25 protein-coding genes are annotated in these 26,210 nt (G+C 70.5%); 14 read left to right on the forward strand and 11 right to left on the reverse strand.

From position 1 onward, the window contains the following. Nucleotides 1–187 precede the first annotated feature (187 nt). From ACIF83_RS43705 to ACIF83_RS43715, 3 genes are read left to right on the forward strand one after another with little or no spacing between them, the layout of a single operon-like run. The gene (locus ACIF83_RS43705; RefSeq protein ID WP_393484609.1) at nt 188–2,419 is read left to right on the forward strand and encodes an RNA degradosome polyphosphate kinase; all 2,232 of its coding nucleotides are present in this window, start codon (nt 188–190) and stop codon (nt 2,417–2,419) included. Beyond that, complete coding sequence (locus tag ACIF83_RS43710; RefSeq protein ID WP_398141394.1) at nt 2,400–3,551, forward strand: CHAD domain-containing protein; 1,152 nt, start codon at nt 2,400–2,402, stop codon at nt 3,549–3,551. Before ACIF83_RS43705 ends, ACIF83_RS43710 begins: the two co-directional genes overlap by 20 nt. A gap of 19 nt (nt 3,552–3,570) precedes the next feature. Further along, on the forward strand, nt 3,571–3,984 hold the full coding sequence (locus ACIF83_RS43715) for an NUDIX hydrolase (protein ID WP_393484607.1): 414 nt from the start codon (nt 3,571–3,573) through the stop codon (nt 3,982–3,984). A 13-nt stretch (nt 3,985–3,997) separates the two neighbouring features. On the opposite strand, the gene ACIF83_RS43720 is transcribed toward ACIF83_RS43715, so the two are convergent. Further along, complete coding sequence (locus tag ACIF83_RS43720; protein WP_398141395.1) at nt 3,998–4,171, reverse strand: hypothetical protein; 174 nt, start codon at nt 4,169–4,171, stop codon at nt 3,998–4,000. Between the two features lie 144 nt (nt 4,172–4,315). On the opposite strand from ACIF83_RS43720, the gene ACIF83_RS43725 reads away from it, so the two are divergent. Both ACIF83_RS43725 and ACIF83_RS43730 read left to right on the forward strand, forming a co-directional pair. Next, on the forward strand, nt 4,316–5,185 hold the full coding sequence (locus ACIF83_RS43725; RefSeq protein ID WP_399735977.1) for a hypothetical protein: 870 nt from the start codon (nt 4,316–4,318) through the stop codon (nt 5,183–5,185). A gap of 95 nt (nt 5,186–5,280) precedes the next feature. Then, nucleotides 5,281–5,454, forward strand: coding sequence for a hypothetical protein (locus ACIF83_RS43730; protein WP_398141397.1), 174 nt, complete (start codon nt 5,281–5,283; stop codon nt 5,452–5,454). 40 nt (nt 5,455–5,494) lie between these two features. On the opposite strand, the gene ACIF83_RS43735 is transcribed toward ACIF83_RS43730, so the two are convergent. Beyond that, nucleotides 5,495–5,800: a metal-sensitive transcriptional regulator gene (locus tag ACIF83_RS43735; protein ID WP_031173267.1), complete on the reverse strand. Its 306-nt coding sequence runs from the start codon at nt 5,798–5,800 to the stop codon at nt 5,495–5,497. Between the two features lie 206 nt (nt 5,801–6,006). Between ACIF83_RS43735 and ACIF83_RS43740 the strand changes: the two genes are divergently transcribed. Next, nucleotides 6,007–6,627: a DUF47 domain-containing protein gene (locus ACIF83_RS43740; protein WP_094216994.1), complete on the forward strand. Its 621-nt coding sequence runs from the start codon at nt 6,007–6,009 to the stop codon at nt 6,625–6,627. 7 nt (nt 6,628–6,634) lie between these two features. Continuing rightward, nucleotides 6,635–7,633, forward strand: a complete 999-nt coding sequence (locus tag ACIF83_RS43745) for an anion permease (protein WP_393484603.1) — start codon at nt 6,635–6,637, stop codon at nt 7,631–7,633. A 501-nt stretch (nt 7,634–8,134) separates the two neighbouring features. Here the strand turns inward: ACIF83_RS43745 and pstB are convergent. The 4 genes from pstB to pstS all read right to left on the reverse strand — a co-directional run bounded on the left by pstB (nt 8,135) and on the right by pstS (nt 12,300). Next, on the reverse strand, nt 8,135–8,911 hold the full coding sequence (gene pstB, locus ACIF83_RS43750; protein ID WP_386573817.1) for a phosphate ABC transporter ATP-binding protein PstB: 777 nt from the start codon (nt 8,909–8,911) through the stop codon (nt 8,135–8,137). Between the two features lie 49 nt (nt 8,912–8,960). Further along, nucleotides 8,961–10,022 (reverse strand): phosphate ABC transporter permease PstA, encoded by a 1,062-nt coding sequence (gene pstA, locus ACIF83_RS43755; protein WP_393484602.1) that lies wholly within the window; start codon nt 10,020–10,022, stop codon nt 8,961–8,963. Further along, a complete protein-coding gene (pstC, locus tag ACIF83_RS43760) occupies nt 10,019–11,026 on the reverse strand; it encodes a phosphate ABC transporter permease subunit PstC (protein ID WP_393484645.1) in 1,008 nt (335 codons plus the stop codon). Before pstC ends, pstA begins: the two co-directional genes overlap by 4 nt. A 143-nt stretch (nt 11,027–11,169) precedes the next feature. After that, nucleotides 11,170–12,300: a phosphate ABC transporter substrate-binding protein PstS gene (gene pstS / locus ACIF83_RS43765; RefSeq protein ID WP_393484601.1), complete on the reverse strand. Its 1,131-nt coding sequence runs from the start codon at nt 12,298–12,300 to the stop codon at nt 11,170–11,172. A gap of 327 nt (nt 12,301–12,627) precedes the next feature. Here pstS and ACIF83_RS43770 point away from each other — a divergent pair, with 327 nt between their 5' ends. Beyond that, nucleotides 12,628–14,187: an FAD-binding oxidoreductase gene (locus tag ACIF83_RS43770; protein ID WP_399735985.1), complete on the forward strand. Its 1,560-nt coding sequence runs from the start codon at nt 12,628–12,630 to the stop codon at nt 14,185–14,187. 152 nt (nt 14,188–14,339) lie between these two features. Here the strand turns inward: ACIF83_RS43770 and ACIF83_RS43775 are convergent, their stop codons facing one another. The 4 genes from ACIF83_RS43775 to ACIF83_RS43790 all read right to left on the reverse strand — a co-directional run bounded on the left by ACIF83_RS43775 (nt 14,340) and on the right by ACIF83_RS43790 (nt 18,869). After that, a complete protein-coding gene (locus ACIF83_RS43775; protein ID WP_399735988.1) occupies nt 14,340–15,044 on the reverse strand; it encodes a phosphatase PAP2 family protein in 705 nt (234 codons plus the stop codon). Nucleotides 15,045–15,272: 228 nt separating this feature from the next. Further along, nucleotides 15,273–16,274, reverse strand: coding sequence for an NlpC/P60 family protein (locus ACIF83_RS43780; RefSeq protein WP_393484598.1), 1,002 nt, complete (start codon nt 16,272–16,274; stop codon nt 15,273–15,275). A 56-nt stretch (nt 16,275–16,330) separates the two neighbouring features. Then, nucleotides 16,331–18,067 carry a serine/threonine-protein kinase gene (locus tag ACIF83_RS43785; RefSeq protein WP_399735991.1) on the reverse strand — a complete coding sequence of 579 codons (1,737 nt, stop codon included), beginning with the start codon at nt 18,065–18,067 and terminating at the stop codon, nt 16,331–16,333. A gap of 199 nt (nt 18,068–18,266) precedes the next feature. After that, nucleotides 18,267–18,869, reverse strand: coding sequence for a ScbR family autoregulator-binding transcription factor (locus tag ACIF83_RS43790; protein WP_393484596.1), 603 nt, complete (start codon nt 18,867–18,869; stop codon nt 18,267–18,269). A gap of 134 nt (nt 18,870–19,003) precedes the next feature. Between ACIF83_RS43790 and ACIF83_RS43795 the strand changes: the two genes are divergently transcribed. Genes ACIF83_RS43795 through ACIF83_RS43805 form a run of 3 tightly spaced genes read left to right on the forward strand, consistent with a single transcriptional unit; the run spans nt 19,004 to nt 20,968 of the window. Then, entirely contained in the window at nt 19,004–19,945 is a 942-nt protein-coding gene (locus ACIF83_RS43795; RefSeq protein ID WP_398141400.1) for a ScbA/BarX family gamma-butyrolactone biosynthesis protein, read from the forward strand. A 2-nt stretch (nt 19,946–19,947) separates the two neighbouring features. Further along, nucleotides 19,948–20,211 (forward strand): LysR family transcriptional regulator, encoded by a 264-nt coding sequence (locus tag ACIF83_RS43800; protein ID WP_393484594.1) that lies wholly within the window; start codon nt 19,948–19,950, stop codon nt 20,209–20,211. 58 nt (nt 20,212–20,269) lie between these two features. After that, nucleotides 20,270–20,968 carry an HAD family hydrolase gene (locus tag ACIF83_RS43805; RefSeq protein WP_399735996.1) on the forward strand — a complete coding sequence of 233 codons (699 nt, stop codon included), beginning with the start codon at nt 20,270–20,272 and terminating at the stop codon, nt 20,966–20,968. A gap of 135 nt (nt 20,969–21,103) precedes the next feature. On the opposite strand, the gene ACIF83_RS43810 is transcribed toward ACIF83_RS43805, so the two are convergent. Continuing rightward, nucleotides 21,104–21,673, reverse strand: a complete 570-nt coding sequence (locus tag ACIF83_RS43810) for a TetR family transcriptional regulator (RefSeq protein WP_393484592.1) — start codon at nt 21,671–21,673, stop codon at nt 21,104–21,106. Between the two features lie 102 nt (nt 21,674–21,775). Between ACIF83_RS43810 and ACIF83_RS43815 the strand changes: the two genes are divergently transcribed. The 3 genes from ACIF83_RS43815 (at nt 21,776) to ACIF83_RS43825 (ending at nt 26,208) form a co-directional block, all read left to right on the forward strand. Beyond that, complete coding sequence (locus ACIF83_RS43815) at nt 21,776–22,909, forward strand: acyl-CoA dehydrogenase family protein (protein ID WP_399736000.1); 1,134 nt, start codon at nt 21,776–21,778, stop codon at nt 22,907–22,909. Nucleotides 22,910–23,035: 126 nt separating this feature from the next. Next, complete coding sequence (locus ACIF83_RS43820) at nt 23,036–24,616, forward strand: arginine decarboxylase (protein ID WP_398141403.1); 1,581 nt, start codon at nt 23,036–23,038, stop codon at nt 24,614–24,616. A 5-nt stretch (nt 24,617–24,621) separates the two neighbouring features. Continuing rightward, nucleotides 24,622–26,208 carry a class I adenylate-forming enzyme family protein gene (locus tag ACIF83_RS43825; protein ID WP_393484589.1) on the forward strand — a complete coding sequence of 529 codons (1,587 nt, stop codon included), beginning with the start codon at nt 24,622–24,624 and terminating at the stop codon, nt 26,206–26,208. Nucleotides 26,209–26,210 lie beyond the last annotated feature (2 nt).

Here is a 26,210-nt window from a genome sequence, read left to right on the forward strand (position 1 = left end):
CCCGATATCCCGCACGTCATGTCTCCGTAACCATCGATTCAGACGGTCTTGCGACGCTCAGCCAATGAACCCCGCCGTGCCAGAGCCTTCGCCGCCCCCCGAGGGGCTCGCGGGAAACGGGACCGTGAAGCTCCCTCCCGCACGTTCCGACGCGCCTGTCTCGCCCTTGGCGCGGAAGAATGGGTTCATGAGTCAGCAAGACACCCAGGCAGAGGTCCAGCACGTCCAGCCCTCCGTGGGCTCCATCGCCGCGCACCGGCCCCACACCGTGGCGGCGAACGTATCCGACCTCGAGCCCGACATCGATGCGGACCTCGACGCGTACGAGGAGGCACCGGGTGAGGGGGCACCGCTGCCGCAGGGGCGTTTCCTCGACCGGGAGCGCAGCTGGCTCGCGTTCAACGAGCGCGTCCTGGAACTGGCCGAGGACCCGAACACGCCCCTGCTGGAGCGCGCCAACTTCCTGGCGATCTTCGCCAGCAACCTGGACGAGTTCTTCATGGTCCGGGTGGCCGGTCTGAAGCGCCGGATCGCGACGGGCGTCGCGACCCGTTCGGCCTCCGGCCTGCAGCCGCGCGAGGTCCTGGAGATGATCTGGGCCCGCTCCCGCGAACTGATGGCCCGGCACGCCGCCTGCTACCACGAGGACGTCGCCCCCGCGCTCGCGGAGGAGGGCATCCACCTGGTCCGCTGGAACGAGCTGACCGAGAAGGAGCAGGCGCGCCTCTTCACGCTCTTCCGGCACCAGATCTTCCCGGTCCTCACCCCGCTGGCCGTGGACCCCGCGCACCCGTTCCCGTACATCTCCGGCCTCTCCCTGAACCTGGCCGTCGTCGTACGCAACCCGGTCAGCGGCCACAAGCACTTCGCCCGGGTGAAGGTGCCGCCGCTGCTGTCCCGCTTCCTGGAGGCCGCGCCCGGCCGGTACGTCCCGCTGGAGGACGTCATCGCCGCGCACCTCGAGGAGCTGTTCCCGGGCATGGAGGTGGTGGAGCACCACGCCTTCCGGCTGACCAGGAACGAGGACCTGGAGGTCGAGGAGGACGACGCCGAGAACCTGCTCCAGGCCCTGGAGAAGGAGCTCATGCGGCGCCGCTTCGGGCCGCCGGTGCGCCTGGAGGTCGAGGAGTCCATCGACCGCGAGGTGCTCGACCTGCTGGTGCGCGAGCTGAAGATCAGCGAGGCCGAGGTGTACCCGCTGCCGGGTCCCCTGGACCTCACCGGTCTCTTCCGCATCGCCGGCATCGACCGTCCCGAGCTGAAGTACCCGAAGTTCATCGCGGGCACCCACCGCGACCTCGCCGAGGTCGAGTCGGCGTCCGCGCCCGACATCTTCGCGGCGCTGCGCAGCCGGGACGTCCTGCTGCACCACCCGTACGACTCCTTCTCGACGTCCGTGCAGGCCTTCGTCGAGCAGGCGGCCGAGGACCCGGACGTCCTCGCGATCAAGCAGACCCTGTACCGGACCTCCGGCGACTCCCCCATAGTCAACGCGCTCATCGACGCCGCCGAGGCCGGCAAGCAGGTCCTGGTCCTGGTCGAGATCAAGGCCCGTTTCGACGAGCACGCCAACATCAAGTGGGCGAAGCGGCTGGAGGAGGCCGGCTGCCACGTCGTGTACGGCCTGGTCGGCCTGAAGACCCACTGCAAGCTGTCCCTGGTGGTCCGCCAGGAGGGCGAGACGCTGCGGCGCTACAGCCATGTCGGCACGGGCAACTACCACCCGAAGACGGCTCGCCTGTACGAGGACCTCGGCCTGCTCACCGCCGACCCGCAGGTCGGCGCCGACCTGTCCGACCTCTTCAACCGGCTCTCCGGCTACTCCCGCCGCGAGACCTACCGCCGTCTCCTGGTCGCCCCCAAGTCCCTGCGGGACGGCCTGATCTCGCGGATCAACAAGGAGATCCAGCACCACCGGGCGGGCCGTCCGGCCTTCGTCCGCATCAAGGTCAACTCGATAGTCGACGAGGCGCTCATCGACGCCTGCTACCGGGCGTCCCAGGCGGGCGTGCCGGTCGACATCTGGGTGCGGGGCATCTGTGCCGTCCGCCCGGGCGTCGCGGGCCTGTCGGAGAACGTCCGGGTCCGCTCGATCCTCGGCCGGTTCCTCGAACACTCCCGGGTGTTCGCCTTCGGCAACGGCGGCGAGCCCGAGGTGTGGATCGGCAGCGCCGACATGATGCACCGCAACCTCGACCGCCGGATAGAGGCCCTGGTCCGGGTCACCGACCCCGGCCACCGGGCAGCCCTGAACCGGCTGCTCGACACCGGCATGTCCGACACCACCGCCTCCTGGCACCTCGGCCCCGACGGCGAGTGGACCCGGCACGCGACCGACGCGGACGGACAGCCCCTGCGCAACGTTCAGGAGATGCTCATAGACGCCCGGAGGCGCCGGCGTGGCACAGCAACACCTTGACCCCACGGACCCCACGGCCACGGAGGTGACGGGGGACGCCCTGGCGGGCTACCTGCGCGCCCAGGCCACGGAGTTCCTCCGCGCGCTGCGCCTGCACCGGGAGAACGGCGGTGGTGGTGGGGGTGCCCCCGCGCGAGCGTATGCGGGCGTGGCGGAGAACGGCGCGGAGGAGTCCGTCGACGCGGCCCGGGCGCTGCGCCGCTCGGCCCGCCGCATCAGCGGCAGCCTGCACACGTTCCGTCCCCTCCTCGACACGGGCTGGTCGGAGGAGATGCGCCCGGAACTGGCCTGGCTCTCCGGCACGTTGGGCCTTGAACACGCGTACGAGTCCCGCCTGGAGCGGCTGTTGCAGGCGCTGCACCGGTTGTCGGGCTCCACGGCGCTGCCCGCGCAGGCGGTGCCGACGGTGGCCGCCGTCGACGTGGCTGCGGGCAGTCGTGCCGCCGGGGCGGCACGGGTGCCTGCCGGCTCCGGTGGCCCTGCCCGCCCTGCGGCCGTCCCGGAGCGCGGCAACCTCACCGTGGGCGCGGCCAAAGCAGGCGCCCTGCTGGAACGCCAGCTGACCCTGGCCCGGACCCGCGCCCACTCCACGGCCCTCCAGGCCCTGGGGTCGAGCCGCTTCCACGCCGTCGCCGACAAGGTCGCCGTACTCGCCAGCGAGGTGCCCCTCACCCCCGCTGCCCCCACCACCGACCTGCGCCCCCTCGCGGGCGCCGCCGAGGAACGCCTCACGGACGCCGTCGCCGCCCTCCCCCTGCTCACCGCCGGCCACCCCTACAACGCGGAGGCCCTGGTCCACGGCCTGTCCCCGGACCCGTCCCCGCACCCCCAGGACGGCCCCTGGCACCAGGTCCGCCTGCTGCTGCGTCTGCACCGCTACGCCCTGGAGGTGCTGTGCGGAGGCAGCACCCCGGTGGACGTACGCCTGCCGGCCGCGGGCCAGGCCCTGAACCGGCACCGGGACGCCTCGGAGGCGGCGGCCGCGGCCGCGCAGGCGGCCCGTACGCCCCGCATCGCACCGGCGACGGCGTACGCGCTCGGCGTGCTCCACGCCGACCAGCGGCACGAGGTGGAGGCGGCCCGGTTCGCCTTTCAGCAGGCGTGGCAGAAGCAGACGGTCAACGCACCCTGACCCCTCCCGAGGAGGCGGTGTGAACGACACCTTGGTCCTGGCGGCGGGCTGCGTGCTGTGGCGCCGCTCGCCGGTGGACGGCGAGCTGGAGGTCTGCCTGGTCCACCGGCCGAAGTACGACGACTGGTCCCACCCGAAGGGCAAGCTCAAGCGGGGTGAGGACCCGCTCGCGGGTGCTCTGCGCGAGGTCGCCGAGGAGACGGGCTACACCGCCGAACCCGGCAACGAGCTGCCGGCCCTGCACTACCTGGCCAACGGCCGCCCCAAGCAGGTGCGTTACTGGGCGGCCGAGGCGGTCTCCGGCCGGTTCACCCCGAACAACGAGGTGGACCGCATCCTGTGGCTCTCCCCCGCCGCGGCCCGGGGCCGGCTGACCCAGCCCCGCGACCGCGACCTCGTGGACACCCTCGTGCGGGAGTTCGAGCACAGGTAGCGGCCGGGGGCCCTCACAGGGTCGCCGAGTGGCCCTCCGCGTCCGTTCTGGCCTGGCTGCGCGCCCGGCGGGCCGGGCCGCGCCAGCCGCAGGTGCAGCGGGCGACACAGAAGCGCCCCTGCTCGGTCGTCGTCGTGAGGTGATCCTGCCCCTGCCGGAGTCGCTCCGGGCCGTCCTGCTGCGCCACGCCGACAACGTTACCGACACTGCAGTTAAAGCGTTTGTATGCCCTTTCCCAGCCTTAGGCAGTGCGTGACGGCACTCCCTACTCGTCGTTAACCGGAACGACAGGGGGCCCGTGACGGACGTACCGGCTGGGGGTAGGCAGGCGATGGATCGGCGGCAGCAGAGGCGCGCGGGCAGGACGGTCGTCGCGGCGGGGATCATGGTCGGGCTCGGCATGGGTGCCACGGGGTGTTCCAGCAGCGGGGCCGCGGCCGAGGGCGTGAACGGCGCGGGCGGCGACCCCGTGACCACCCTGCAGCACGCGGCCGACACCCTGCGCGGCGCGGGCAGCTCCAAGGCCACCACGTCCATGGAGATGGCGACCGGCGGCACCCGGGTCACCATCCGCGGCAAGGGCGTCTACGACTACCGGCGCCGGCTCGGACAGCTGACCGTGATCCTGCCCGAGGACCCCACGGGCACCTCCGAGCACCGGCCCATCACCGAACTCCTCGCCCCCGGAGCCCTGTTCATGAAGAACCGGGGTGCGGGGGTGCCCGCCGACAAGTGGGTACGGGTGGAGACCGCGAGCCTGTCCGACGGCAACCTCGTCACGGGCGGCGCGACGGACCCGTACGCCGCCGCGGAGGTGCTGCGCGGGACGCGTACGGCGACGTACGTGGGGCGCACGGAGGTCGGCGGCACACAGGTGCGGCACTACCGCGGGACGGCCGATCTGTCCCACGCGTCGAGGCGCGCCTCGGCCGACGACCGGGCGTCCCTGGCAGCGGCCGCAAAAGGGTTCGCCACGGCCGAGGTTCCGTTCGACGCCTACCTGGACGACGAGGGCCGCATCCGCAAGCTGCGTCAGCACTTCAGCTTCGTCAACGGCCGCGAGAAGACCGCCGTGGCGGTCGCCTCGACGACCCTGCTGTACGACTTCGGCGCCCCCGTGGACGTGCGCCTGCCCAGCCCGAAGGACATCTACGCGGGCCGCATCGCCGACAGCGCGGCCGGAAACCGGTCGGCGCACTAGTCCGGGCCGCCACCCTCGGACTAGCCCGTCCGTGCCATGCGCGGTGTGTAGACCGCTCCCTACTCTAGGAAGTCGGTGACGGTTGAGAAGAGGTGATGCACGTGGCTCCGGTCGGCGGTACGGCAGTTCAGGACTACGTGGCCCTCGCCGAGATCGAGCTGTGCGGAGAACTGATCATCGCCGCCTCGGCCGCCGAGGACCGGCTGAGCCTGGAGAGCATCGACGAGGTGCTGCGGGTGGCCGAGGAACGGGAGTCCGCCGAGATCTGATCGGGCCCTGCGGGCTCTGATCGCGCCCTGCCGGCTCGGATCAGGTGCGCAGGAGTCGGCCGATCGCCTTCGTGGCCTCGTCCACCTTCGCCTCGATCTCGTCGCCGCCCTTGAGGGCCGCGTCCGCGACACAGTGCCGCAGGTGTTCCTCCAGCAGCTGCAGGGCGAAGGACTGCAGGGCCTTGGTGGAGGCGGAGACCTGGGTGAGTATGTCGATGCAGTAGGTGTCCTCGTCGACCATGCGCTGCAGACCGCGGATCTGCCCCTCGATCCGGCGCAGCCGCTTGAGGTGCTCGTCCTTCTGCTTGTGGTAACCGTGCGTGGCGCCGGCCTCGGTCGTCGTCATCGCGGGCCTCCGTCTCGGGACGAACTGAGGAAATATACCCCTGGTGGGTATATGGTAACGAATTTTGCTGGGTAAAGGGCCCTTGGTACGCCCCCGTGCTGATCACCTTGCCCGATGGGCGACACTGGGGGACGACCCGATAGCCGTGGCCGGATGTTGCGCCTAGCATCAGCCTGACCGAAACCGAAGCACCCCGAGGACCACACGTGCGCTTTCGTCTGACCCCCAGGGAGACGAGCTTCTACGACATGTTCGCCGCATCCGCGGACAACATCGTCACCGGCTCGAAACTCCTGATGGAACTGCTCGGGGCGGACGCGTCTGCCCGGGCCGAGATCGCAGAGCGTATGCGGGCCGCGGAACACGCAGGTGACGACGCCACGCACGCGATCTTCCACCAGCTGAACTCCTCGTTCATCACGCCGTTCGACCGCGAGGACATCTACTCCCTCGCCGGGTCCCTGGACGACATCATGGACTTCATGGAGGAGGCCGTCGACCTGGTCGTCCTCTACAACGTCGAAGAGCTGCCGAAGGGCGTCGAGCAGCAGATCGAGGTGCTGGCGCGCGCTGCCGAACTGACGGCCGAAGCGATGCCCAACCTGCGCACGATGGACAACCTCACCGAGTACTGGATCGAGGTGAACCGTCTGGAGAACCAGGCGGACCAGATCCACCGCAAGCTGCTGGCCCACCTCTTCAACGGCAAGTACGACGCGATCGAGGTGCTCAAGCTCAAGCAGATCGTGGACGTCCTGGAAGAGGCCGCGGACGCGTTCGAGCACGTGGCGAACACGGTGGAGACCATCGCCGTCAAGGAGTCCTGAGGCGTCGATGGACACCCTCGCTCTGATCGTGACCATCGCGGTCGCGCTCTTCTTCACGTACACGAACGGTTTCCACGACTCCGCGAACGCGATCGCGACGTCGGTGTCGACGCGGGCGCTGACCCCGCGGGCGGCTCTCGCCATGGCTGCGGTGATGAACCTCGCGGGTGCCTTCCTGGGCTCCGGGGTCGCCAAGACCGTCAGCGAGGGCCTGATCGAGACGCCCCAGGGCTCGCGCGGGATGGGAATCCTCTTCGCGGCCCTGCTCGGCGCGATCGTCTGGAACCTCGTCACCTGGTACTTCGGCCTGCCCTCCTCGTCCTCCCACGCCCTCTTCGGCGGTCTGGTGGGGGCGGCGCTGGCGGGCGGCACGGAGGTGCTCTGGAACGGCGTCCTGGACAAGGTCGTCATCCCGATGTTCCTGTCGCCGATCGTCGGTCTGCTCGTCGGCTACCTGGTCATGACGGCGATCCTGTGGCTGTTCCGCAGGTCCAACCCGCACAAGGCCAAGCGGGGCTTCCGTATAGCCCAGACCGTCTCGGCGGCCGGCATGGCCCTCGGTCACGGTCTCCAGGACGCCCAGAAGACGATGGGTGTCGTGGTGATGGCACTGGTGATTTCCGGCCACGAGACGTACGGCGACCCGATCCCGGTCTGGGTGAAGATCGTCTGCGCCGTCATGCTGTCCCTCGGTACCTACGCGGGCGGCTGGCGGATCATGCGCACGCTGGGCCGCAAGATCATCGAGCTCGACCCGCCGCAGGGCTTCGCGGCGGAGACCACCGGCGCGTCGATCATGTTCACCACCGCGTTCCTCTTCAAGGCGCCGATCTCGACCACCCACGTGATCACGTCCGCGATCATGGGCGTCGGCGCGACAAAGCGGGTGAACGCCGTCCGCTGGGGCGTGGCCAAGAACATCGTCATGGGCTGGTTCATCACGATGCCGGCAGCGGCCCTGGTGGCGGCCCTGTCCTTCGGCCTCCTGAACCTGACGATCCTGTAACCGACGGACCCGCCCACCACACCCACCCGTCTCGGTCCGCTGAAAAGCCGGACAGAGGGGGTGGGTGTCCGCTTTCCCGGCCCCCCCCACACGCCACTCCCCCTCACCCAGCCGCACAACCACCCGAGACACCCACCCCCCCTCTCCCGGCCTGTCAGCCGACCGAGACCCCCCCTCGCCCCGCCAGGGCCGGCCCAGCCCCACCACCACCCGGGACACCCCGCCTCGCCCAGCCCACAACCACCCGAGACACCCCCCTCGCCCAGCCCCACAGCCAACCGAAACACCCACCCCCCCTCTCCTGGCCTGTCAGCCGACCGAGACGGGTGGGTGGGTGGGAAACCGGGGGCCAGGGGCGAAGCCCCGGCGGGGTTGGGGGCGGAGCCCCCGACCAGGCGGCCGAAGCCGAACGCAGTGGGCCCGCCCCCGGGAGCCGGGGGCGGGCCCTCTTGCATCCTCGCGGTGGCACCGCCATGCAGCACCGCGAGGGTCTGGGGAGGCTCAGCCGAAGCGGCCCGAGATGTAGTCCTCCGTGGCCTGGACCGAGGGGTTCGAGAAGATCCGCTCGGTGTCGTCGATCTCGATCAGCCGGCCCGGCTGACCGACGGCGGCGAGGTTGAAGAACGCCGTACGGTCGGACACACGCGCAGCCTGCTGCATGTTGTGCGTCACGATGACGATCGTGAACCGTTCCTTCAGCTCACCGATCAGGTCCTCGATCGCGAGCGTCGAGATCGGGTCCAGCGCCGAGCACGGCTCGTCCATGAGCAGCACCTTCGGCTCGACCGCGATCGCACGGGCGATGCAGAGCCGCTGCTGCTGACCGCCGGACAGACCGGAGCCCGGCTTGCTCAGGCGGTCCTTCACCTCGTTCCAGAGGTTCGCACCCTTGAGGGACTTCTCGACGATCTCGTTCAGCTCGGACTTCTTGTAGCTGCCGTTCAGCCGCAGCCCCGCCGCCACGTTCTCGAAGATCGACATCGTCGGGAACGGGTTCGGACGCTGGAAGACCATGCCGACCTCGCGGCGCACCGACACCGGGTCGACGCCGGCGCCGTACAGGTCCTCGTCGTCGAGCAGCACCTTGCCCTCGACGCGGCCACCGGGCGTGACCTCGTGCATACGGTTCAGCGTGCGCAGGAACGTCGACTTGCCACAGCCGGAGGGGCCGATGAACGCCGTCACCGAGCGGGGCTCGACGGTCATCGAGATGTCTTCGATCGCCTTGTGGGAGCCGTAGTAGGCGGTGAGTCCGCTTACGTCGATTCGCTTGGCCATGTCTACTTCACTTCCAGAAAATTCAAGCTCGGTCGCTGTATGGCCGCAGTCAGCGACCGGTCTTCGGGGCCTTCCAGCGGGCGATCGCCCGGGCCACCAGGTTGAGGATCATCACGAAGGCGATCAGCGTGAGCGATGCCGCCCAGGCCCTGTCGTACGCCGCTCCGGAACCCGCGCTGTTCGCGAACTGCTGGTAGATGTACAGCGGCAGCGAAGCCTGCGCACCCTCGAAGGGGTTGTTGTTGATGAACGGGTTGCCGAACACCAGCAGCAGCACCGGCGCGGTCTCACCGGCGATACGGGCGACCGCCAGCATGATGCCGGTGGTGATGCCGCCGATGGAGGTCGGCAGGACCACCTTCAGGATGGTGCGCCACTTCGGCACGCCGAGCGCCAGGGACGCCTCGCGCAGCTCGTTCGGAACGAGCTTGAGCATCTCCTCGGTGGACCGGACGACGACCGGCATCATCAGGATGGCCAGGGCCAGCGAACCGGCGAAGCCGAACGGCTGCATCTTGAAGATGAGCATCAGGCTGAGGATGAACAGACCCGCGACGATCGACGGGATACCCGTCATGACGTCGACGAAGAAGGTGACCGCCTTGGCGAGCCTGCCTCGCCCGTACTCCACGAGGTAGATCGCGGTCATCACGCCGATCGGGGCGCCGATCAGGGTGGCGAGGCCGACCTGCTCCAGGCTGCCGATGATGGCGTGGTAGATGCCGCCGCCGGGCTCGGTGTCGGCGACGACGCCCATCGAGTGGGTCAGGAAGTAGACGTTCAGGACCTTCACACCGCGCGCGACGGTCACCCAGATCAGGGAGACCAGCGGCACCACGGCGACCACGAAGGCGACCCAGACCAGGCTGGTCGCGATGCGGTCCTTGGCCTGTCGGCGGCCCTCGACGCTCGCGGCGATCACGTACGTGCCGAGGACGAACAGGACCGCGGCGATCAGACCCCACTGGATCTTGCTGTCGAGACCGGCGGCCAGCGAGATGCCGATGCCCAGGGCGACGGAGCCCGCGGCGATCGCCCACGGGGACCACTTGGGCAGGTTGGCGGCGCGCAGGGTGCTGGGGCGCTTGTCGGTGACGGCTGCGGTGCTCATGCGTTGGCCCCCGAGTACTCCGCGCGACGGGCGATGATCAGCCGGGCCGCGCCGTTGACCAGCAGGGTGATGACGAACAGGACGAGACCGGACGCGATGAGCGCGTCCCGGCCGAACTCGTTCGCCTCGCTGAACTTGCTGGCGATGTTCTGGGCGAAGGTGCCGCCGCCCGGGTTGAGCAGGCTGGCCTGGATGTCGAAGGACGGGGAGAGCACGGTGGCCACGGCCATCGTCTCGCCGAGCGCGCGGCCGAGGCCGAGCATGGACGCGGAGATCACGCCGGAGCGGCCGAAGGGCAGCACGGCCATGCGGATGACCTCCCAGCGCGTGGCGCCGAGGGCCAGGGCCGCCTCCTCGTGCATCCTCGGGACCTGGCGGAAGACCTCACGGCTCACGTTGGTGATGATCGGCAGGATCATGATCGCGAGCAGGATGCCGACCGTGAGCATCGAGCGCGGGGCGCCCTGGTCCCAGGAGAAGAGTCCGGTCCAGCCGAAGAAGTCGTTGAGCCAGCCGTAGAGGCCGTTCATGTGCGGTACGAGGATCAGCGCGCCCCACAGGCCGTACACGATGGAGGGCACGGCGGCGAGCAGGTCGATCACGTACGCGACGGGGCCGGCCATCCGGCGCGGCGCGTAGTGCGTGATGAACAGCGCGATGGAAACCGCGACCGGGACCGCGAGGGCCATGGCGATGACCGAGGAGACGATCGTGCCGAAGGCCAGCACCGCGATGCCGAAGGACGGCGGGATGAGGCTGGTGTTCCACTCGAAGGTGGTCAGGAAGTTGCCGTGGTCCTTGCTGATCGCGAGGGAGGCACGGTAGGCGAGGAAGACCGCGATCGCGGCCATGATCGCCAGCAGCAGGATGCCCGAGCCGCGCGACAGGCCGAGGAAGATGCGGTCACCGGCGCGGGTCGCGGAGCGGGACTCACTCTTGTGCTGGGCCGCTTTCGGCTGGGGGGCGGGGGGAGATGCGTCTGTTGTCTGCGTCGATATGTCCATCGGGTTCTCCGGTCTGCGGAGCCACGCGGTGGGCGGCTCCATGGACCCGCTCCCCCAACGTTACGGGGGTGCGGCTCCGGGCGGCGGTGCACCGGACGGTGTGGCCCGGATCGGTGAGAACCGGGCCACACTCTCGGATCAGGTCAGCTCAGGCCCTCGATGGTGGTGCGGACCTTGGCGATGATCTCGTCGGGGACGGGGGCGTAGTCGATCGTGGAGAGGATCTTCTGGCCGTCCTCGCTGGCGATGTAGCGCAGGAACGCCTTGGTGGCGGGCAGGGTGTCCGCCTTGTTGCCCTTGTCACAGACGATCTCGTAGGTGACCAGGGTGATCGGGTAGGCGCCCTCGGCCTTGGTCTTGTAGTCCAGCTGGAGCGTGAGGTCCTTGCCGGTGCCGACGACCTTCGCGGCGGCGATGTCGGCGGTGGCGCTCTCGGTGCTGGGGGCGACCGGCTTGCTGGCACCGGTGTTGATGGAGACGGCCTTGATGCCGTCCTTGACGTAGGACAGCTCGAAGTAGCCGATGGCGCCGGAGGTCTGCTTGACCTGCTGGGCCACACCCGCGGACTGCGGAGCGGACTGGCCGCCCTTCGCCTGCCAGGCCTTGCCGCCGGAGTACTTCCAGTTGTCCGGGGTGGTGGCGATCAGGTACTTGGTGAAGTTGTCCGTGGTGCCGGACTCGTCCGAGCGGTGGAACGCCTGGATCTTGAGGTTGGGCAGCTTGACGCCCGGGTTGAGCTTGGCGATCGCCTTGTCGTTCCAGTTCGTGATCTTGCTGTCGAAGATCTTGGCGAGCGTCGGGGCGTCCAGGACCAGGTTGTCGACACCCGGGACGTTGTAGCCGAGGGCGATCGGGCCGCCGACCATCGGCAGGTCGATGCCCTGGCCGCCGGAGCAGATCTTCTTGGAAGCGGTGACCTCTTCGGGCTTCAGCGCCGAGTCGGAACCGGCGAAGGCCACCTGGCCCTGGGTGAACGCGGTGACACCGGCACCGGAGCCGCCACCCTTGTAGTTGATCTGCACGCCACAGGCCTGCGAGAAGTTCTTGACCCAGGCGTCGATCGCGTTCTTCTGCGCGGAGGAGCCGTCGGCGAGCAGCTGGCCCTTGGCGTTGTCGCACTTGATGGAGCCCGCGCTGGCCGAGGAGGCCGGCTTGCCCGAGCCCGTGTTGTTGCCGTTGTCGTCGGAGCCGCACGCCGTCAGGGCCAGGGCGCCGGAGACGGCGAGAGCACCGAGAGACAGGGCGCGCAGCCGGTTCTTGCGCTGAAGCATCACTTTCGGGAGTTCCTTCCAGGAGCCGCCGCAGGCAGTCGGCGGCGTGCGAAGTACTACGTGCGCGAGCGCATTCCTGAACCGCCCTCGCACCGGGTAGGGCCGAAATTAGGCAGATGAGATGAAGCCGCCGATGGCCGGAAGTGAACGGCGGGTGAACCCCTGCCGTCGGTGCGGTGAGGTCACGGAATGCTTACGGGGAGGGCACGCGTAGGTTCCGACAGCGGGGTTGACCGGACGGGTATTCGAGACTCGTTCCGCTGTCGGCTGGAACCCCTGTGCGCATGGCGTCGTCTCGTTCCAGGAGAGCCGAGGAAAGGCGACGAACACATGGAACGGCGTACGTTCATCTCGGGCGGCGCAGCCGCCCTGGCGGCGACCGCGCTGGCCGGGTGCAGTACTGGCTCGGGCACCTCCGCCGAATCCTCGGCGCACACACAGTCATCTTCGGGCACGGCGCTGAAGACCACCAGCCAGGCGGCCGCAGCGAACTGGGCGGCCCTCGCCCGCGACCTGGACGGACCTCTGATGCGCCCCGGGGACGCGACCTGGAAGACGGCCCACCAGCTGTACAACACCCGCTTCGACGGCCTGAAGCCGGCCGCGGTCGCCTATGTCGCCCACGCCGACGACATCCGTACGACCCTGTCGTACGCCCAGTCCCACGGGATACGCGTCTCGATACGCAACGGCGGCCACTCCTACGCCGGCTACTCCTCGGGCGACAGCCGGCTGATCCTCGACGTGTCCAAGCTGAACCGCATCCGGGTGAGCGGCGGCACTGCGGTGGTCGGCGCCGGCTCCAAGCTGATCGACGTCTACCGCGCGCTGGGCGCGAAGGGCGTGACCATACCCGCGGGCTCCTGCCCCACGGTCGGCGTCTCCGGCCTGGTCCTCGGCGGCGGCCACGGCGTCGCCTCCCGCGCCTACGGCCTGACCTGCGACAGCCTCACCCAGGCGACGGTGATCACGGCGGACGGCACCCAGGTCACCGCGAACGCCACCTCCCACTCCGACCTCTTCTGGGCGCTGCGCGGCGCGGGCAACGGCAATTTCGGTGTCGTCACCGAGCTGCAGTTCAAGACCCACGCGGCACCGCAGGCGGTGACCGCGTACATGACGTGGTCGTGGTCCAAGGCGGCCGCGGTGATCAAGGCCTGGCAGGAGTGGGGGCCGAGCCAGCCGGACGAGATCTGGTCCTCCCTCCACCTGTCGAACACCCCGGGCGGCACGCCGACGATCTCCGTGGCCTGCTTCTCCCTCGGCACCTATGGCGAACTCCAGAACGCGGTGGACCGCCTCGCGCACCAGGCGGGGGCGAACGCCCGGAGCGTCTCCCTGCGCCGCCGCGGCTACGAGGAGGCGATGGAGATCTACGCCGGCTGCTCCTCCTTCTCCACGGACGCCCAGTGCCACCTCCCGGGCTCCACCCCCGGCCGCTCGCCCCAGGGCCGCCTGGGCCGGGAGACCTACGCGGCCCGCTCCGACTTCTTCGACCGCTCGCTGTCCTCGGCGGGCATCCAGACCCTGCTCAGGCAGATCGGTTCCGTCCGGGGCGGCGGGGGCAGCATCGCCTTCACGGCCCTCGGCGGCGCGGTCAACCGGGTCAGCCCCACGGCGACGGCCTTCGTCCACCGCCGCTCCCGCATGCTGGCCCAGTACATAGCCTCCTGGGGCGCGGGTGCCTCCGGCAGCTCGGCCCAGGCGTGGCTCACCTCGGCCCACGACGCGATGAAGCCGTACGCCTCCGGCGCGGCGTACCAGAACTACACCGACCCGACGCTGACGAACTGGCGCAAGGCGTACTACGGCGACGCGGCGACCCGCCTCGGCAAGGTGAAGAAGCAGTACGACCCGGAGAGGTTCTTCTCCTACGCGCAGGGGTTGTAACAGGGGTTGTCAGGGATAGCGGGGACCTGCGGGCCGGGGGGCTGGTCGCGCACGCGCGGCGGAGCCGCATATCGATACAGCCCCGCGCCCCTGCGGTTTGCGGTCGCCGCACCCGCACAGTGCACCCACGTAGCCGCGGCAGTCGTACCGGGCTACGCGGCCAGGTCCTTCTCCTCGGATTCCACCGGCCTGCGCGCGCCGGGCACCAGCGCTTCTCCCCGAGCCCCGCTCGCCGACCGGCTCCTGACGATCCACCCCGCCCGCGGCGACCGCTCGACCGCCTTCATCAGCGGGGTCAGCAGGGCCGTGGCCAGCGGGGAGAGGAGCAGCACGACCGCCGTGCCCAGGGCGAAGCCGCCGACCACGTCGGTCGGGTAGTGCACGCCCATGTACACCCGGCAGAACCCCTCCAGCAGGGCCAGGCCGATGCCCGCGAGGCCGAAGCGGCGGTTGGCGACGAAGAGGCCGACGCCGAGGGCCATGGTGATCGTCGCGTGGTCGCTGACGAAGGAGAAGTCGGTCTTGCCGGAGACGAGGACGTCCAGGCCCTGGTGATCGACGAAGGGGCGGGGGCGTTCGACGAAGCCGCGGATCGGTACGTTCACCAGCACCGCGATACCGGCCGCGAGCGGCGCCCACACCAGCGCGGCGACGGAGGACGCGGCGTCCTCCTCGGCCCGGCGGCGCACCGACCACCAGCACCACAGCACGAGCAGCACCATGGCCAGAAGCAGTCCGTACTCACCCACGAACTCCATGACCCGGTCGAACCAGTGCGGCGCGTCCTTGGCCAGGCCATTGATGTCGTAGAGCAGGTCGACGTCGGGGTTCGATCCGGATTCGGCGAGTACAGCCATCGTGCTGCGGCCCCTTCGTCGTTTTCCCGGACGCACCTCGTGTGCGTCGCTCCAGCCCCCCGTGGTTCGTAGATCCGCTTCCGCTGCACTGCCGCTGACGTCCGCTCGGCTACGTCAACAGGAACGCACAGCCCCCATTGATACGTTCCACTCTCCACCGAATGATCACTCAGACGTTATCGAAGAGAGACTCATCACCGCAGCTCAGGGGGTTGGTTCACGCTCGGTTCACACCGCGGTCGGGAGCGCTTTTGCGCCATCTTCGGTGACCCGCGTGGCACCGAAGTAGTCGGGGGTGTCGACCGGATCGAACCGGATCACGGCGCCCGACCGCGGCGCGTCGATCATGTACCCGCCGCCCACATAGATCCCCACGTGCCGGATGGCCCGCGAGTCGGTGAGATTGTCGGAGAAGAAGACGAGGTCACCGGGGAGCAGCTGGTCGCGCGAGGGGTGCGGGCCCGCGTTGTACTGGTCGTTGGCGACCCGGGGCAGGGTGATGCCGACCTTCTCGTACGCGGCCTTGGTCAGACCCGAGCAGTCGAAGCGTCCCCCCTGGTCGGCGGTGCCGTCGCCGCCCCACAGGTAGGGCGTGCCGAGCTTGCTCTGGGCGAAGGCGATGGCTCCCGCGGCCTGCCGGGTGGGGTCGATCCGCCGGACCGGCGCGGCGAAGCTCTTCTCCAGGCTGCGGATCCGCTGGACGTAGTTCTGGGTCTCGCTGATGGCCGGGACGCCGCGCGCCTTGATGACCCGGTAGGCACCCGCGTTGTAGGCGGCGAGCATGTTGTCGGAGACGTTGCCGGGAACGTCCTTGACGTACTTGGCGAGTTCGCAGTCGTACGACGCGGCCGACGGGATCGCGTCGTTCGGGTCCCAGATGTCGCGCTTGCCGTCGCCGTTGCCGTCGATGCCGTGCGTCGCCCAGGTGCTCGGGATGAACTGGGCGATGCCGCGCGCGTCGGCGGGGCTGACGATCGTCGGGTTCCAGCCGCTCTCCTGGTACAGCTGGGCGGCGAGCAGGGCCGGGCTGAGCGCGGGGCAGAGGTTCCCCCACTGCTGCACGAGCTGCTTGTAGGCGGCCGGCACGGCTCCCTTGGCGAGCCCGCGGCCGCCCGTGGTGACGCTGTTGACGAGGTTCCCGGCGACGATGTACACGCCGACGACGAGCAGCATGACGAAGCCCATCCCGAGCCCGACGGCCGCCCCACCGATCACCCATACCTTCCGCACGGTTCAACTTTCCCCCATGCCGGGGCGGTTCATGGCACTTTCCGCGCGATGTGGCGTCATTTCACAGCGAAGCCCAGGCACATGATGCTGCTGTAGTCGTGGGGCGTGCGGATGTGGTGCCACTGGACGGTCCAGTCACCGGGATCGTTGGTGAGCGGGATCGCGGGCCACGTCTTCTTCCCGTTCGGTGACCAGGAACGGAAGTCGTCCGGGTAGGTGAGGTACTTCCAGGCGGACTTGTCGCCGCCGTAGAGGTCGACGGGCTTGCTGGTGTACCCCAACGTCACGTTCTGCTGAAGCGCACCGGTGACGGGCTTTCCGGTGGTCGGGTCGATACTGTGCGGCGGCTTCACGCTGACGGTCACGTAGTACGGCGCATCGGCTCCGGATTTCCCGGGTGTCACGGAGTAGCCGCTGCTCCGGATCCCGATCTGCACCTTGTGGTCGAAGACCGGGTGCTCCCCGCCCTTGCTCGGGTCGTCGGGGTCGGACTCAGAGCCCTGGAAGCCCTCGGGTGCCCGCTCCTCGGCCGGCAGCTGACACTGTCCCGTCGACGACTGCCAGAAGGTGCGGTCGATGTCGTCACCGGCGTAGGCGGGCGCGCCGCCCTTGCCGTCCTCCGCCTTGGACGCCGTGGCCTTCGGGCTGGACCCCGTGGCCTGCGCGCTCGCGGAAGCCCGCCCCCGCGCGGTGTCCTTCCCTTCGCCCTGATGGGTGAGCACCACGGTGGCGGCCGTCCCGACGCCCACCACGAGCCCCACTGCCACGGCCACCATCCACCGCTTGCCCGAGCGCCGGCTCGGCCGGGCCAGCCGGGTGGGCGTGTAACCGGGCGGGCCGTACGGCGCCGACCCCACCGTCGGCAGGTCGTGCGGCCCCACCGGCGGAGCCGTCGACGGCGCCACCGATTGCCGTACCGGCGTCGGCGGGGTCTGCGGTGCGGCCTCGCCCAGCGCGGCGAGCCCGGCGTAGACCGAGTCCTCCACCAGTGCGGTGCGCACCCCGCACCGCGCGATCACCTCGGCGAGCCCCGGCCGGGCGGCGGCGTCCTTGGCCACGCACGCCTCGATCAGGGCCGCCAGCTCCGGTGCGACGCCGGCCAGGTCGACGGGCTCGTGGACGGCACGGTAGCTGACCCCGTTCGGGTCGCCCGAGCCGAACGGTGCCCGGCCGGTCGCCGCGTAGGCGAGGGTGGCGCCGAGGGCGAACACATCGGCCGGCGGTCCGACCTCGTTGCGCGTCAGCACCTCCGGGGCGGTGAAGCCCGGCGTGCCGGACGCGAACCCGGCATCGGTGAGGGCGGTCTGACCCACGCCGCGTGCGATGCCGAAGTCGATGAGCTGCGGGCCCTGGGCGGCGAGGATGACGTTCTGGGGCTTGAGGTCCCGGTGGGTGACGCCGTGTGCGTGGACGGCGGCGAGGCCCTCGGCGAGCGCCGCGAACAGCCCTCGGCAGGTCTCCGTCGGCAGCGGGCCGCGTTCCGCCACGGCCCTGGCGAGGGTCGGCCCGGCAACGTACTCGGTGGCCAGCCAGTGGGGGGCGCTGTCCAACGAGGCGTCAATGAGGTTGGCCGTATAGGCACTCCGGACCGTCCGCGCGGTCTCCACCTCGCGCCGGAACCGCCCCAGAGCCTCAGGGTGATCGATGATCTCGTCCCGGATCACCTTGATGGCGACGAGCCGGCCGCCGGGCGACCGCCCGAGATAGACCTGTCCCATCCCACCCGCCCCGAGCCGGGCGAGCAGTGTGTGCGTGCCTATGTGCGGCGGGTCCTGAGGCTTGAGTGCGTCCACGGACCCACCTTGCCACGAAGATCAGTTGACGATCCGGGGTGTTTCACGGATCGCGGTCGCGGGTCGCGTCCTGGTAGAACTCGGCCGCCTGCCCGAAGACCGGCGAGAGCGCCGGACCCGGCTCAGGGCAGACATGTCATGCCCTTACAGGCGGCGACCGCAGCAGGCCCCCGACGGACCGCGTCGGGTCCGCCCCGCCTCAACCCCGCAGCCCCTCCAGCACGACCGTCCGCAACTCGGCGTACCGCTCGGCGAGATCGGAGCGCCGGCTGAGCACGTCCGAGACGTGCTGCATGCCGAAGAACGCGGAGACGAGCACCCGGGCGGCCGAGCGCGGGGTGACACCGGCGCGCAGCTCGCCGGCCTTCTCGACCTCCTCGACCAGGCCGGTGAGGAAGTCCTCCCAGCCGACGTACGGCTCGGGCAGATCGGCGTCGATCAGCGACCGCTCGATCTGCAGCCGGGCACCGGCCTGCACCACGACGTCGTCGCGGAAGGCCTCGGTGACCCGGTCCAGGACCGCCACGAGCGCCTCGAACGGCGGCAGTTCACGGGACGAGACCGCCTCCAGGATCACCGGCCAGCGGGCGTAGTGCTCCTGCACCACGGCGACGGCGAGGTCTTCCTTGTTCTTGTAGTGGAAGTACACCGCTCCCTTGGTCATCGACGCTCGTTCGGCGACGTCCTGCAGCGTCACCGTGGCGTAGCCGCGCTCGGCGAAGAGTTCGGCCGCCATCTCGAGGATGTGGGCCCTGGTCCGCCGTGCCCGTTCCTGCTTCGGCTCCGCCCTGCTGCTTGGCATGCACTCCACCTTCCCGAGGATCTCCATTGCAATATACATTCCCGAAGGTATATTTCTTGGGCGGGGGGCCGCCAGGTAGCGAACGGGCACCCCTCATCTGCGCGTAACGCAAACAGCCTTGGGGGGAAACAGGCATGTCTGTCAGCACGCTGCGGTCCGCGTCTCCGGTGGAGCACGCCCGGGCCCGTCTCACGTTCGATCGCACTGTTCCGCGCCAGTTGGTGCACCGCGCCTCCGTCACCGAGGTCTTCCTCACCGACGCGGCCGCGGTCGCCGGCGACCGCTTCCTGGTGGGTGCGCAGTGGCCTCGCCACCACGCGCTCTACCACCCCGACGAGTCCGGCCGCTGCGACTTCATGCTGCTTGCGGAAACGGTTCGTCAGGCGGGGATCTTCCTGCTCCACCGCTTCTACGACGTTCCGCTCGGCCATCACTTCGTCTTCAAGTCCCTCGACCTGCACATCGACGACCACGCCGCCCTGCGGATGGGGGGAACCCCGCTCGGCGCCGTCCTGGACGTCTCCGTCACTCCGGCCTGCAGCCCGGGCTCGGGCCGTTTCGACGCCCGGCTCGACATCACCATCGAGGTCGACGGGCAGCCGTGCGCGTACAGCACGGTCGCCGTCGTCGTGGTCGACGCGCGTCGCTACGAGGTGCTCAGGCACCGCGGCCGTGACCTCACTGGCAGCATCACGGCCACGGCCACGGCCACGCCCTCCCGGGCACCGGTCATCGCCGGCCGCCAGGACGCCAACGTGCTGCTGCGCACCGCGGCCGACGACGACTCCTCGACCTGGCTGCTGCACGTCGACCTCCGGCACCCGGGCTACTTCGAGCACCCCTCGGACCATGTGCCCGGCATGATGCTGCTGGAGGCGTTCCGCCAGGCGGGTCATCTGACCGCGGCCAGCAACTGCGTCCTCACCGCGCTCGAGGCCAGGTTCCGGTCCTTCGGCGAGCTGTTCCAGCCCATCGTGATCCGCTCGGCCACCGGCCCCGACGGACTGCTGCGGCTGACCGCCGTACAGGGCGAGCGCACGCTCGCCGAGGCCGACGCCCTCTTCGTCCGGGACTGACCATGGACCTCCAGCGTCTGCGCACCTTCCGGGAAGTCGCCCGCGAGCTGAGCTTCACCCGCGCGGCCCGCAATCTGCACTACTCGCAGCCGACCATCACGGCCCAGATCAAAGGTCTCGAAGAGGCCGTCGGCACACCGTTGTTCGTGCGCCGCGGCAACCGCGCCGTCGAACTCACCTCGGCGGGCGCCCGGCTGTGCCCGTACGCCGACCGGATCCTGGACCTGGTCGAGGCCGCCCACACGGAGCTGCACTCCGGCCGGTGACACCGGTCCGCCGCACCGCGCTCCGTCCCCACACCATCCGCAAAGGGTTTCCGACCTCATGACGACCGACCCCGTCAGAGCCGCGTTCTTCGACGTCGACGAGACACTCATCACCTGCAAGAGCATGCTGGGCTTCCTCGGCTTCCACTGGGGCCGCGAGGGCCGCTCCCCCTCCCGGCTGACCGCGGCACGGGCCGCACTCGGCCACCAACTCCGCTCGGGCGTACCCCGGGAACAGGTCAACCGCGCCTTCTACCGCCTGCTGCGCGGCAGCCGCGAGTCGGACCTGGAGGAGAGCGGCCGCCTCTGGTTCGCCCGCGAGAGCGCCCGCGGACTCTTCCACCCGCCGGTCCGCGAGGCCTTACGGCAGCACCACCGGGCCGGCGACCTCACCATCCTGCTCTCCGGCTCGTTCGCCGCCTGCCTGGCCCCCATCGGCCAGGCGGTGGGAGCCGACCTCCTCGTCTGTACGACCCCCGAGGTCACCGACGGCATCCTGACCGGCGACCTCATCGACCGCCCGATGATCGGCCGGGCCAAGGCGGAATGGGCCCATCGCATCATGACGGCCTTCGCCCTCGACCCGTCCGACTGTCACGCCTACGCGGACGACGCCACCGACCTGCCCCTCCTGACCAGCGTGGGCCACCCGGTGATCGTGGGCAGCGACCCGACCCTGACCATCCAGGCGATCCAGCACAACTGGCAACGCCTACCGGGGCCGGCGATGAACGGCTTGCTGGTCAAGGCGGCCTGAGAAACGGCACTTTCGCCAGTCCCCGCGCTGCAACTTCCCAGGGGCGCGGGGCTGTGCCGATCAGCGGCTCCGCCGCGGGGCGCGACAAGCCACAGCGCACCCGCACCCGCGAACGCACCTCACGGCCCTGAGCTCTTAGGCATCCGCATCAAAGGCCGACAACACAACATCCCAGAGCTCACCCACCTCCTCGCCACTCTCACCCTCCGCGGTCCAGCGAGTCGAGTGCGCCCCCATCAACAGGGCCACCACAACCCGGGCCAACACCTCAGGCCGATGCCCCGCATCGATCTGCCCCTCCCTCTGCGCATCTCGCACCAACTCCACCAATTTCACCCGAAGTTCACCAAGAGGCACCGGCTCCCGCCGAGACGCCCGAGCCGCATCCATAGTCAGCCGAAGCCCCGCAGGGAACCGCACGTCCTCGTCCATCCTGCGCGCCAGCCCCACGGTCAGCTCGCGCAGCGAACGCAGTGAACTCCCGGCCGAGGCGAGGAACTTGGCCCACTCCTCCTCGAACCCCCGGGTCAGCTCCTCGGCCAGCTCCGCCTTCGAGGCGAAGTGGCCGTAGAGCGCGCCCTTGGTGACGCGGGAGCGGGCGGCCACGTCGGACAGGTTGGTGCCCGCGAAGCCGTGGAGAACGAACTCGGCCGCCGCCGAATCGAGGAGTACCTCGTGTGTGCGCCGCGCCCTGTCCTGCTTCACCTCGTCCGTCCCCGTCTGTCGACCTGGTGCAACCACCAAAGAAAATACCTTCTCGATCGAATCTTTTTCTACCCGTCAACATTTCTTCACGAAAGGCACCCAATGACCACAGCCCTGCCCGCCCCGCCCCTCTCCCCGACCGCCGTCACCGCCCTGGCGGCCCGGCACACCCGAGCCGCGGAGGAGGCCGCGAGCCTGCACCCGGACGTGGTCGGCGCGCTGCCGGCGGCCGGCTTCGCCCGTCACTTCGTGCCGCGCCGCTGGGGCGGACGGGCGGGCGGCTTCACGGAGTTGGTGAACGCCGTGGCCGCCGTCGGCGAGGCCTGCGCCTCCACCGCGTGGTGCTGCGCACTGCTGGCCGGGCACGCCCGGCTTGCGGCCCATCTGCCCGAGGAGGCGCAGGCGGAACTGTGGGCCGGCTCGCCCGACACGGCGATAGCGGCGGCGGTGGTCCCGCCCGCCGGCCGGCTCACCCGCGCCCCCGGCGGCTGGCGCCTGACCGGGCGCTGGGCGTTCGCGAGCGGCGTCGAACACGCCGACTGGATCCTGCTCGCCACGCTGGACGAGCAACCGGCCGGCCCGCCCGCCTACCGCATCCTGCTGCTCCCCCGCCGGGACGTGCGCGTGCACCGCACCTGGGACAGCGTCGGCCTGCGCGGCACCGGCAGCCACTCGGTCGGCGTCGAGGACGTGTTCGTACCCGAACACCGCTCCTGCCTGCGGGACGCCCTGATGACGGGCGTGCGCGAGCCGGACGCGGCGCCCTGCCACCGGGTGCCCTACCCCCTGGTCGCCGCGCTGCTGTTCTGCGCGCCCGCGCTCGGCGCCGCCCGGGGCGCGCTGGACGCCTGGACCGCGCTGACCGAGGAGCGCGGCGTCGCGGCCGACCCCGGCATCCAGCGGACCCTCGCGCGCTGCTCGGGCGACATCGACGCGGCCGCCTTACTCCTGGAGTCGGCGGCGCAGCGCGCGGACCGGGCGGCGCTCACGCCTCCGGCGGCGTTCGAGCCGGAGACCGCGGCCCGCAACCAGCGCGACGCCTCCCGCGCCGCCGACCTGCTGACCGACGCGGTGGAGCACCTGTTCCGCACGGCGGGCGCCCGCGCCCTGACCCGGTCGAGCCCCCTGCAGCGCGCCTGGCGCGACATCCACGCGGTGGCGGCCCACCCCACCCTGCAGCCGGGCCCGGCGGCGACGGCGTACGCGACGACGGTGTTTCCGCAGGACAACGCGTAGACGGGGACAGACCTGCAGGGCCCGGGGCGACGGTCGGCCCCGGGCCCTGCGGCGTACTCCCGCCCCGTTCCATCAGCGTTCCCGATAATATTTGATACCTTCGCGAAGGTTTTGTTCTATGGAGGCATGACCGAACCCACCAGCTCCACTCCCGCCGCCGGGGAGGGCCCGCAGGCGGCGCTCCCCGGGCGTCACGGGGCGAGCAGGACGCCGCTGGCCGATGCCGTGCTCGCGGTGGCCCGCCGGGACATCGCCTCCTTCCACGCCCTTCCGCTCTCGCACGGCCGGTCGATCCGGGACTCCCGGGTCCGGGAGTCCTACGAGGCCCTCTTCGGCGCGGCCCAGCTCGCCGCCGACGTGTCGTACAGCGGCACGATGCTCGACTCGTTCTTCCGCCCCCGCGGCCCGCTCCGCGAGGCCCAGCGGCTGGCCGCCGACAGCTTCGGCGCCGACGCGACGTTCTTCCTGTCGACCGGCACCAGCACCGCCAACCGGGTCGCCCTGACCGCGCTGGCCCGCCCCGGCAGCCGGGTGCTGGCCGACCGCAGCTGCCACCAGTCGGTGCACTTCGCCCTCGGCGCGCTCGGCGTGGACGTCACGTACGCGCCCATGCAGAAGTGCTGCGCCGAATGCCCCCGCACCTTCGGCGACCTGCCCCGGCTGCTGGAGACGTTCCGTACGGCGGTGGCGGAGGGCCGGCCGTACGACACGGTCGTGCTGTCGGCGGTGTCGTACGACGGGGTCCGCTACGACCTGCCCACGGTGCTGGCCGAACTGGCCGCGGCCCACCCCACGGTGTCGGTTCTGGTCGACGAGGCCTGGGGCGCGGTGCACCGCTTCCACCCCCGACTGCGGCCGCTGAGCGCGCTGCACGCGGTGGAGACCCTGCGCCGCACCGAGCGCCCGCTGCCCCTGAGCGTGGCCGTGACGCACTCGGCGCACAAGTCGATGTCGGCGCTGCGGCAGGGCTCGTACCTGCATCTGATCGGCGACGGCGAGGCCCAGGAGCGCACCGCACAGGCGCTCTTCCAGCACCACACCACCTCGCCCAGCTGGCCGGTGCTGGCGAGCCTGGACCTGGCCCGGCTGCAGGCCGAGACCGAGGGCGAGCAGCTGCTGGAGCGGTCCCTGAACCTGGCCCGGACCCTGCGCACCGAACTCGGCACCGACCCGCGCCTGTCGGCGTACCGCGCGCTCGGCCCGGAGGGCCATCTGACCGACCCGGCGCTGCTGGTGAGCGACGACCCGACCCGCGTGCTGGTGGACATCAGCGCGCTCGGCATCACCGCGGCCGACTTCCGCCGGATCCTGTTCGACGAGTACGCCCTGTACGTGGCCCGGGAGAGCGGCGACGCCGTGCTCTTCCACGTCCACATCGGGGTCGACGAAGCAACCCTGCTACGGCTGTTGGACGCGCTGCGCACCATCCAGCGCACCTACCGCACCGCGTCCGCGGCCCTGACCCAGGGCACCTCGGACCACTTCATCATCGCCTACCCGCCGGGCATCCCGATCACCGTGCCGGGTGAGCGCCTGTGCGACCGGACCCTCGGCGAGATCGACGCGCTGCGCTCCAGCGGCTGCGAGATCTACACGCTGCACCAGCCGGGCGCCTCCACCGCCGCCTACGGCGTCCCCTCGGGCCCCGCGGTCCCCGCCGTCTCAGCCGTTCCCGCTGTCCCTGCCGTTTCCGCCGGAAGGAAGTGACTCAAATGATCAAGCTCTCGGACATCCGCAAGCACGCCGAGCGCCGCCCCGGACACGTCGCCGTGATCGACGGCGAGGTCCGGCTGACCTGGGCCAATCTCGCCGACAAGGTGGCCCGCGTGGCGACCGCGATCGAGGAGCGGCTGCCCGACATACGGCCCGCCCGCGCGGTGTTCGTCGCCGAGAACCGCTGGGAGCTGGTCGTCGCCATGGCGGCGGTCTCCTCGCTCGGCATCCCGTGCGTCGGACTCGACTACACCGCCGGGCCCGAGGCCACCGCCGGCGCGCTGGAGCAGCTGCAGCCGACCGTCGTCATCAGCACCTCCGACCAGCGCGCGGTGCTCACCGAGGTCGGCTGGCCCGAGGGCCGGGACGTCCTCGACATCAGGCTGGACAGCGACCCGCCGAAGAACGCGCCGGGCATCGCCTTCACCGACCTGCTGCTGTCGGAGCCGGGCGAACCGCGGCCGGTGGAGCAGCCGTTCGAGGCGTTCTCCTTCACCTCCGGCACCAGCGGTATCCCCAAGCTGGTGATCCGCCGGGCCTCCTTCGAGGCGCGCCGCTTCGCCGACCTGGTGGACCAGTACTCCTTCGACGAGGACGACGTCCACCTGGTGACGGTCCCGCTGTACCACGCGTCGGGTCCCGGCTGGGCACGCATCTTCCTGTCCCTGGGCGGCACGATCGTCCTCGGCCCGTACGACGACACGGCGGCCCTGATCCGCCTGATCCAGGACGAGGGCGTCTCCACCACCCTGATGGTCCCGCCGGTCCTCAAGCGGGTGGTCGCCCACCCGGCCTCCGAGCACCTGCACAAGACCTCCCGGCTGCACTTCGTGCTCTCCGGCGGGCGGCACCTGAACCGCTGGGTCGTCAACAACACCTGGGACCGCCTCGGTCCGGTCCTGCACCTCTACTACGGCACCACCGAGACCGGCGTGAACGTCATGATCGGCCCCGAGGAGCTGCATGTGGCACCCTGCCGCTCCGGCCGCCCGATGCCGGGCAACACCATCGCCGTACTGGACCCGGAGAACCGCCCGGTGCCCAAGGGCATGCGCGGCCGGGTCGCGATCGCCAGCTACCAGCTGATGGACGCCTACGCCACCGCCGAGCCGGAGTTCCTCGACCTCGACTACGGCGGCCGCACCCAGCGCTTCCTGCTCACCGGCGACAGCGGCTTCATCGACGAGGCCGGCCGGCTCGAACTCACCGGCCGCAACGACGGCGTCTCCAAGGCGGTCGAGGGCAAGCCGCTCGACGTCAACATCTTCGGCCTCGAGAACGACCTGATGGACCTGCCCTGCGTCCGCGAGACCTCCGTACTGCGCACGAAGCTGCAGGACACGGGCGAGGAAGTGCTGATCGTGCCGTTCGCCCCGGTCTCCCCGGAGCGGCTGGAGAGCGGCCGGCGCGCGGTCGCCGCCGCCTGCTCCCGCCGGGTGCCGTGCCTGCCCGCGTACGTGATCCCGGTGGAGGCGATCCCGTACAGCCCGACGGGCAAGGTGCGGGCGGCCCGCCTGCTGGAGACGGTGCTGCCCCTGGTCCGCACCGAGGCCACGGCCCGCCGCAACGACCTCGTCCCCGCCTGACC

Source organism: Streptomyces sp. NPDC085866 (genome assembly GCF_044541035.1).
Classification (GTDB): domain Bacteria; phylum Actinomycetota; class Actinomycetes; order Streptomycetales; family Streptomycetaceae; genus Streptomyces.

Bases quoted from the DNA above. Each gene is read 5' to 3' on its own strand.
- ACIF83_RS43790 (WP_393484596.1), bottom strand. From the start codon at position 18,869: ATGCCAAGCAGCAGGGCGGAGCCGAAGCAGGAACGGGCACGGCGGACC.
- ACIF83_RS43725 (WP_399735977.1), top strand. From the start codon at position 4,316: ATGGATCGGCGGCAGCAGAGGCGCGCGGGCAGGACGGTCGTCGCGGCG.
- pstB (WP_386573817.1), bottom strand. From the start codon at position 8,911: ATGGCCAAGCGAATCGACGTAAGCGGACTCACCGCCTACTACGGCTCC.
- pstC (WP_393484645.1), bottom strand. From the start codon at position 11,026: ATGGACATATCGACGCAGACAACAGACGCATCTCCCCCCGCCCCCCAG.
- ACIF83_RS43800 (WP_393484594.1), top strand. From the start codon at position 19,948: ATGGACCTCCAGCGTCTGCGCACCTTCCGGGAAGTCGCCCGCGAGCTG.
- ACIF83_RS43705 (WP_393484609.1), top strand. From the start codon at position 188: ATGAGTCAGCAAGACACCCAGGCAGAGGTCCAGCACGTCCAGCCCTCC.
- ACIF83_RS43730 (WP_398141397.1), top strand. From the start codon at position 5,281: ATGCACGTGGCTCCGGTCGGCGGTACGGCAGTTCAGGACTACGTGGCC.
- ACIF83_RS43775 (WP_399735988.1), bottom strand. From the start codon at position 15,044: ATGGCTGTACTCGCCGAATCCGGATCGAACCCCGACGTCGACCTGCTC.
- ACIF83_RS43745 (WP_393484603.1), top strand. From the start codon at position 6,635: ATGGACACCCTCGCTCTGATCGTGACCATCGCGGTCGCGCTCTTCTTC.
- ACIF83_RS43735 (WP_031173267.1), bottom strand. From the start codon at position 5,800: ATGACGACGACCGAGGCCGGCGCCACGCACGGTTACCACAAGCAGAAG.
- ACIF83_RS43770 (WP_399735985.1), top strand. From the start codon at position 12,628: ATGGAACGGCGTACGTTCATCTCGGGCGGCGCAGCCGCCCTGGCGGCG.
- ACIF83_RS43805 (WP_399735996.1), top strand. From the start codon at position 20,270: ATGACGACCGACCCCGTCAGAGCCGCGTTCTTCGACGTCGACGAGACA.
- ACIF83_RS43820 (WP_398141403.1), top strand. From the start codon at position 23,036: ATGACCGAACCCACCAGCTCCACTCCCGCCGCCGGGGAGGGCCCGCAG.
- ACIF83_RS43825 (WP_393484589.1), top strand. From the start codon at position 24,622: ATGATCAAGCTCTCGGACATCCGCAAGCACGCCGAGCGCCGCCCCGGA.
- ACIF83_RS43795 (WP_398141400.1), top strand. From the start codon at position 19,004: ATGTCTGTCAGCACGCTGCGGTCCGCGTCTCCGGTGGAGCACGCCCGG.
- pstA (WP_393484602.1), bottom strand. From the start codon at position 10,022: ATGAGCACCGCAGCCGTCACCGACAAGCGCCCCAGCACCCTGCGCGCC.
- ACIF83_RS43815 (WP_399736000.1), top strand. From the start codon at position 21,776: ATGACCACAGCCCTGCCCGCCCCGCCCCTCTCCCCGACCGCCGTCACC.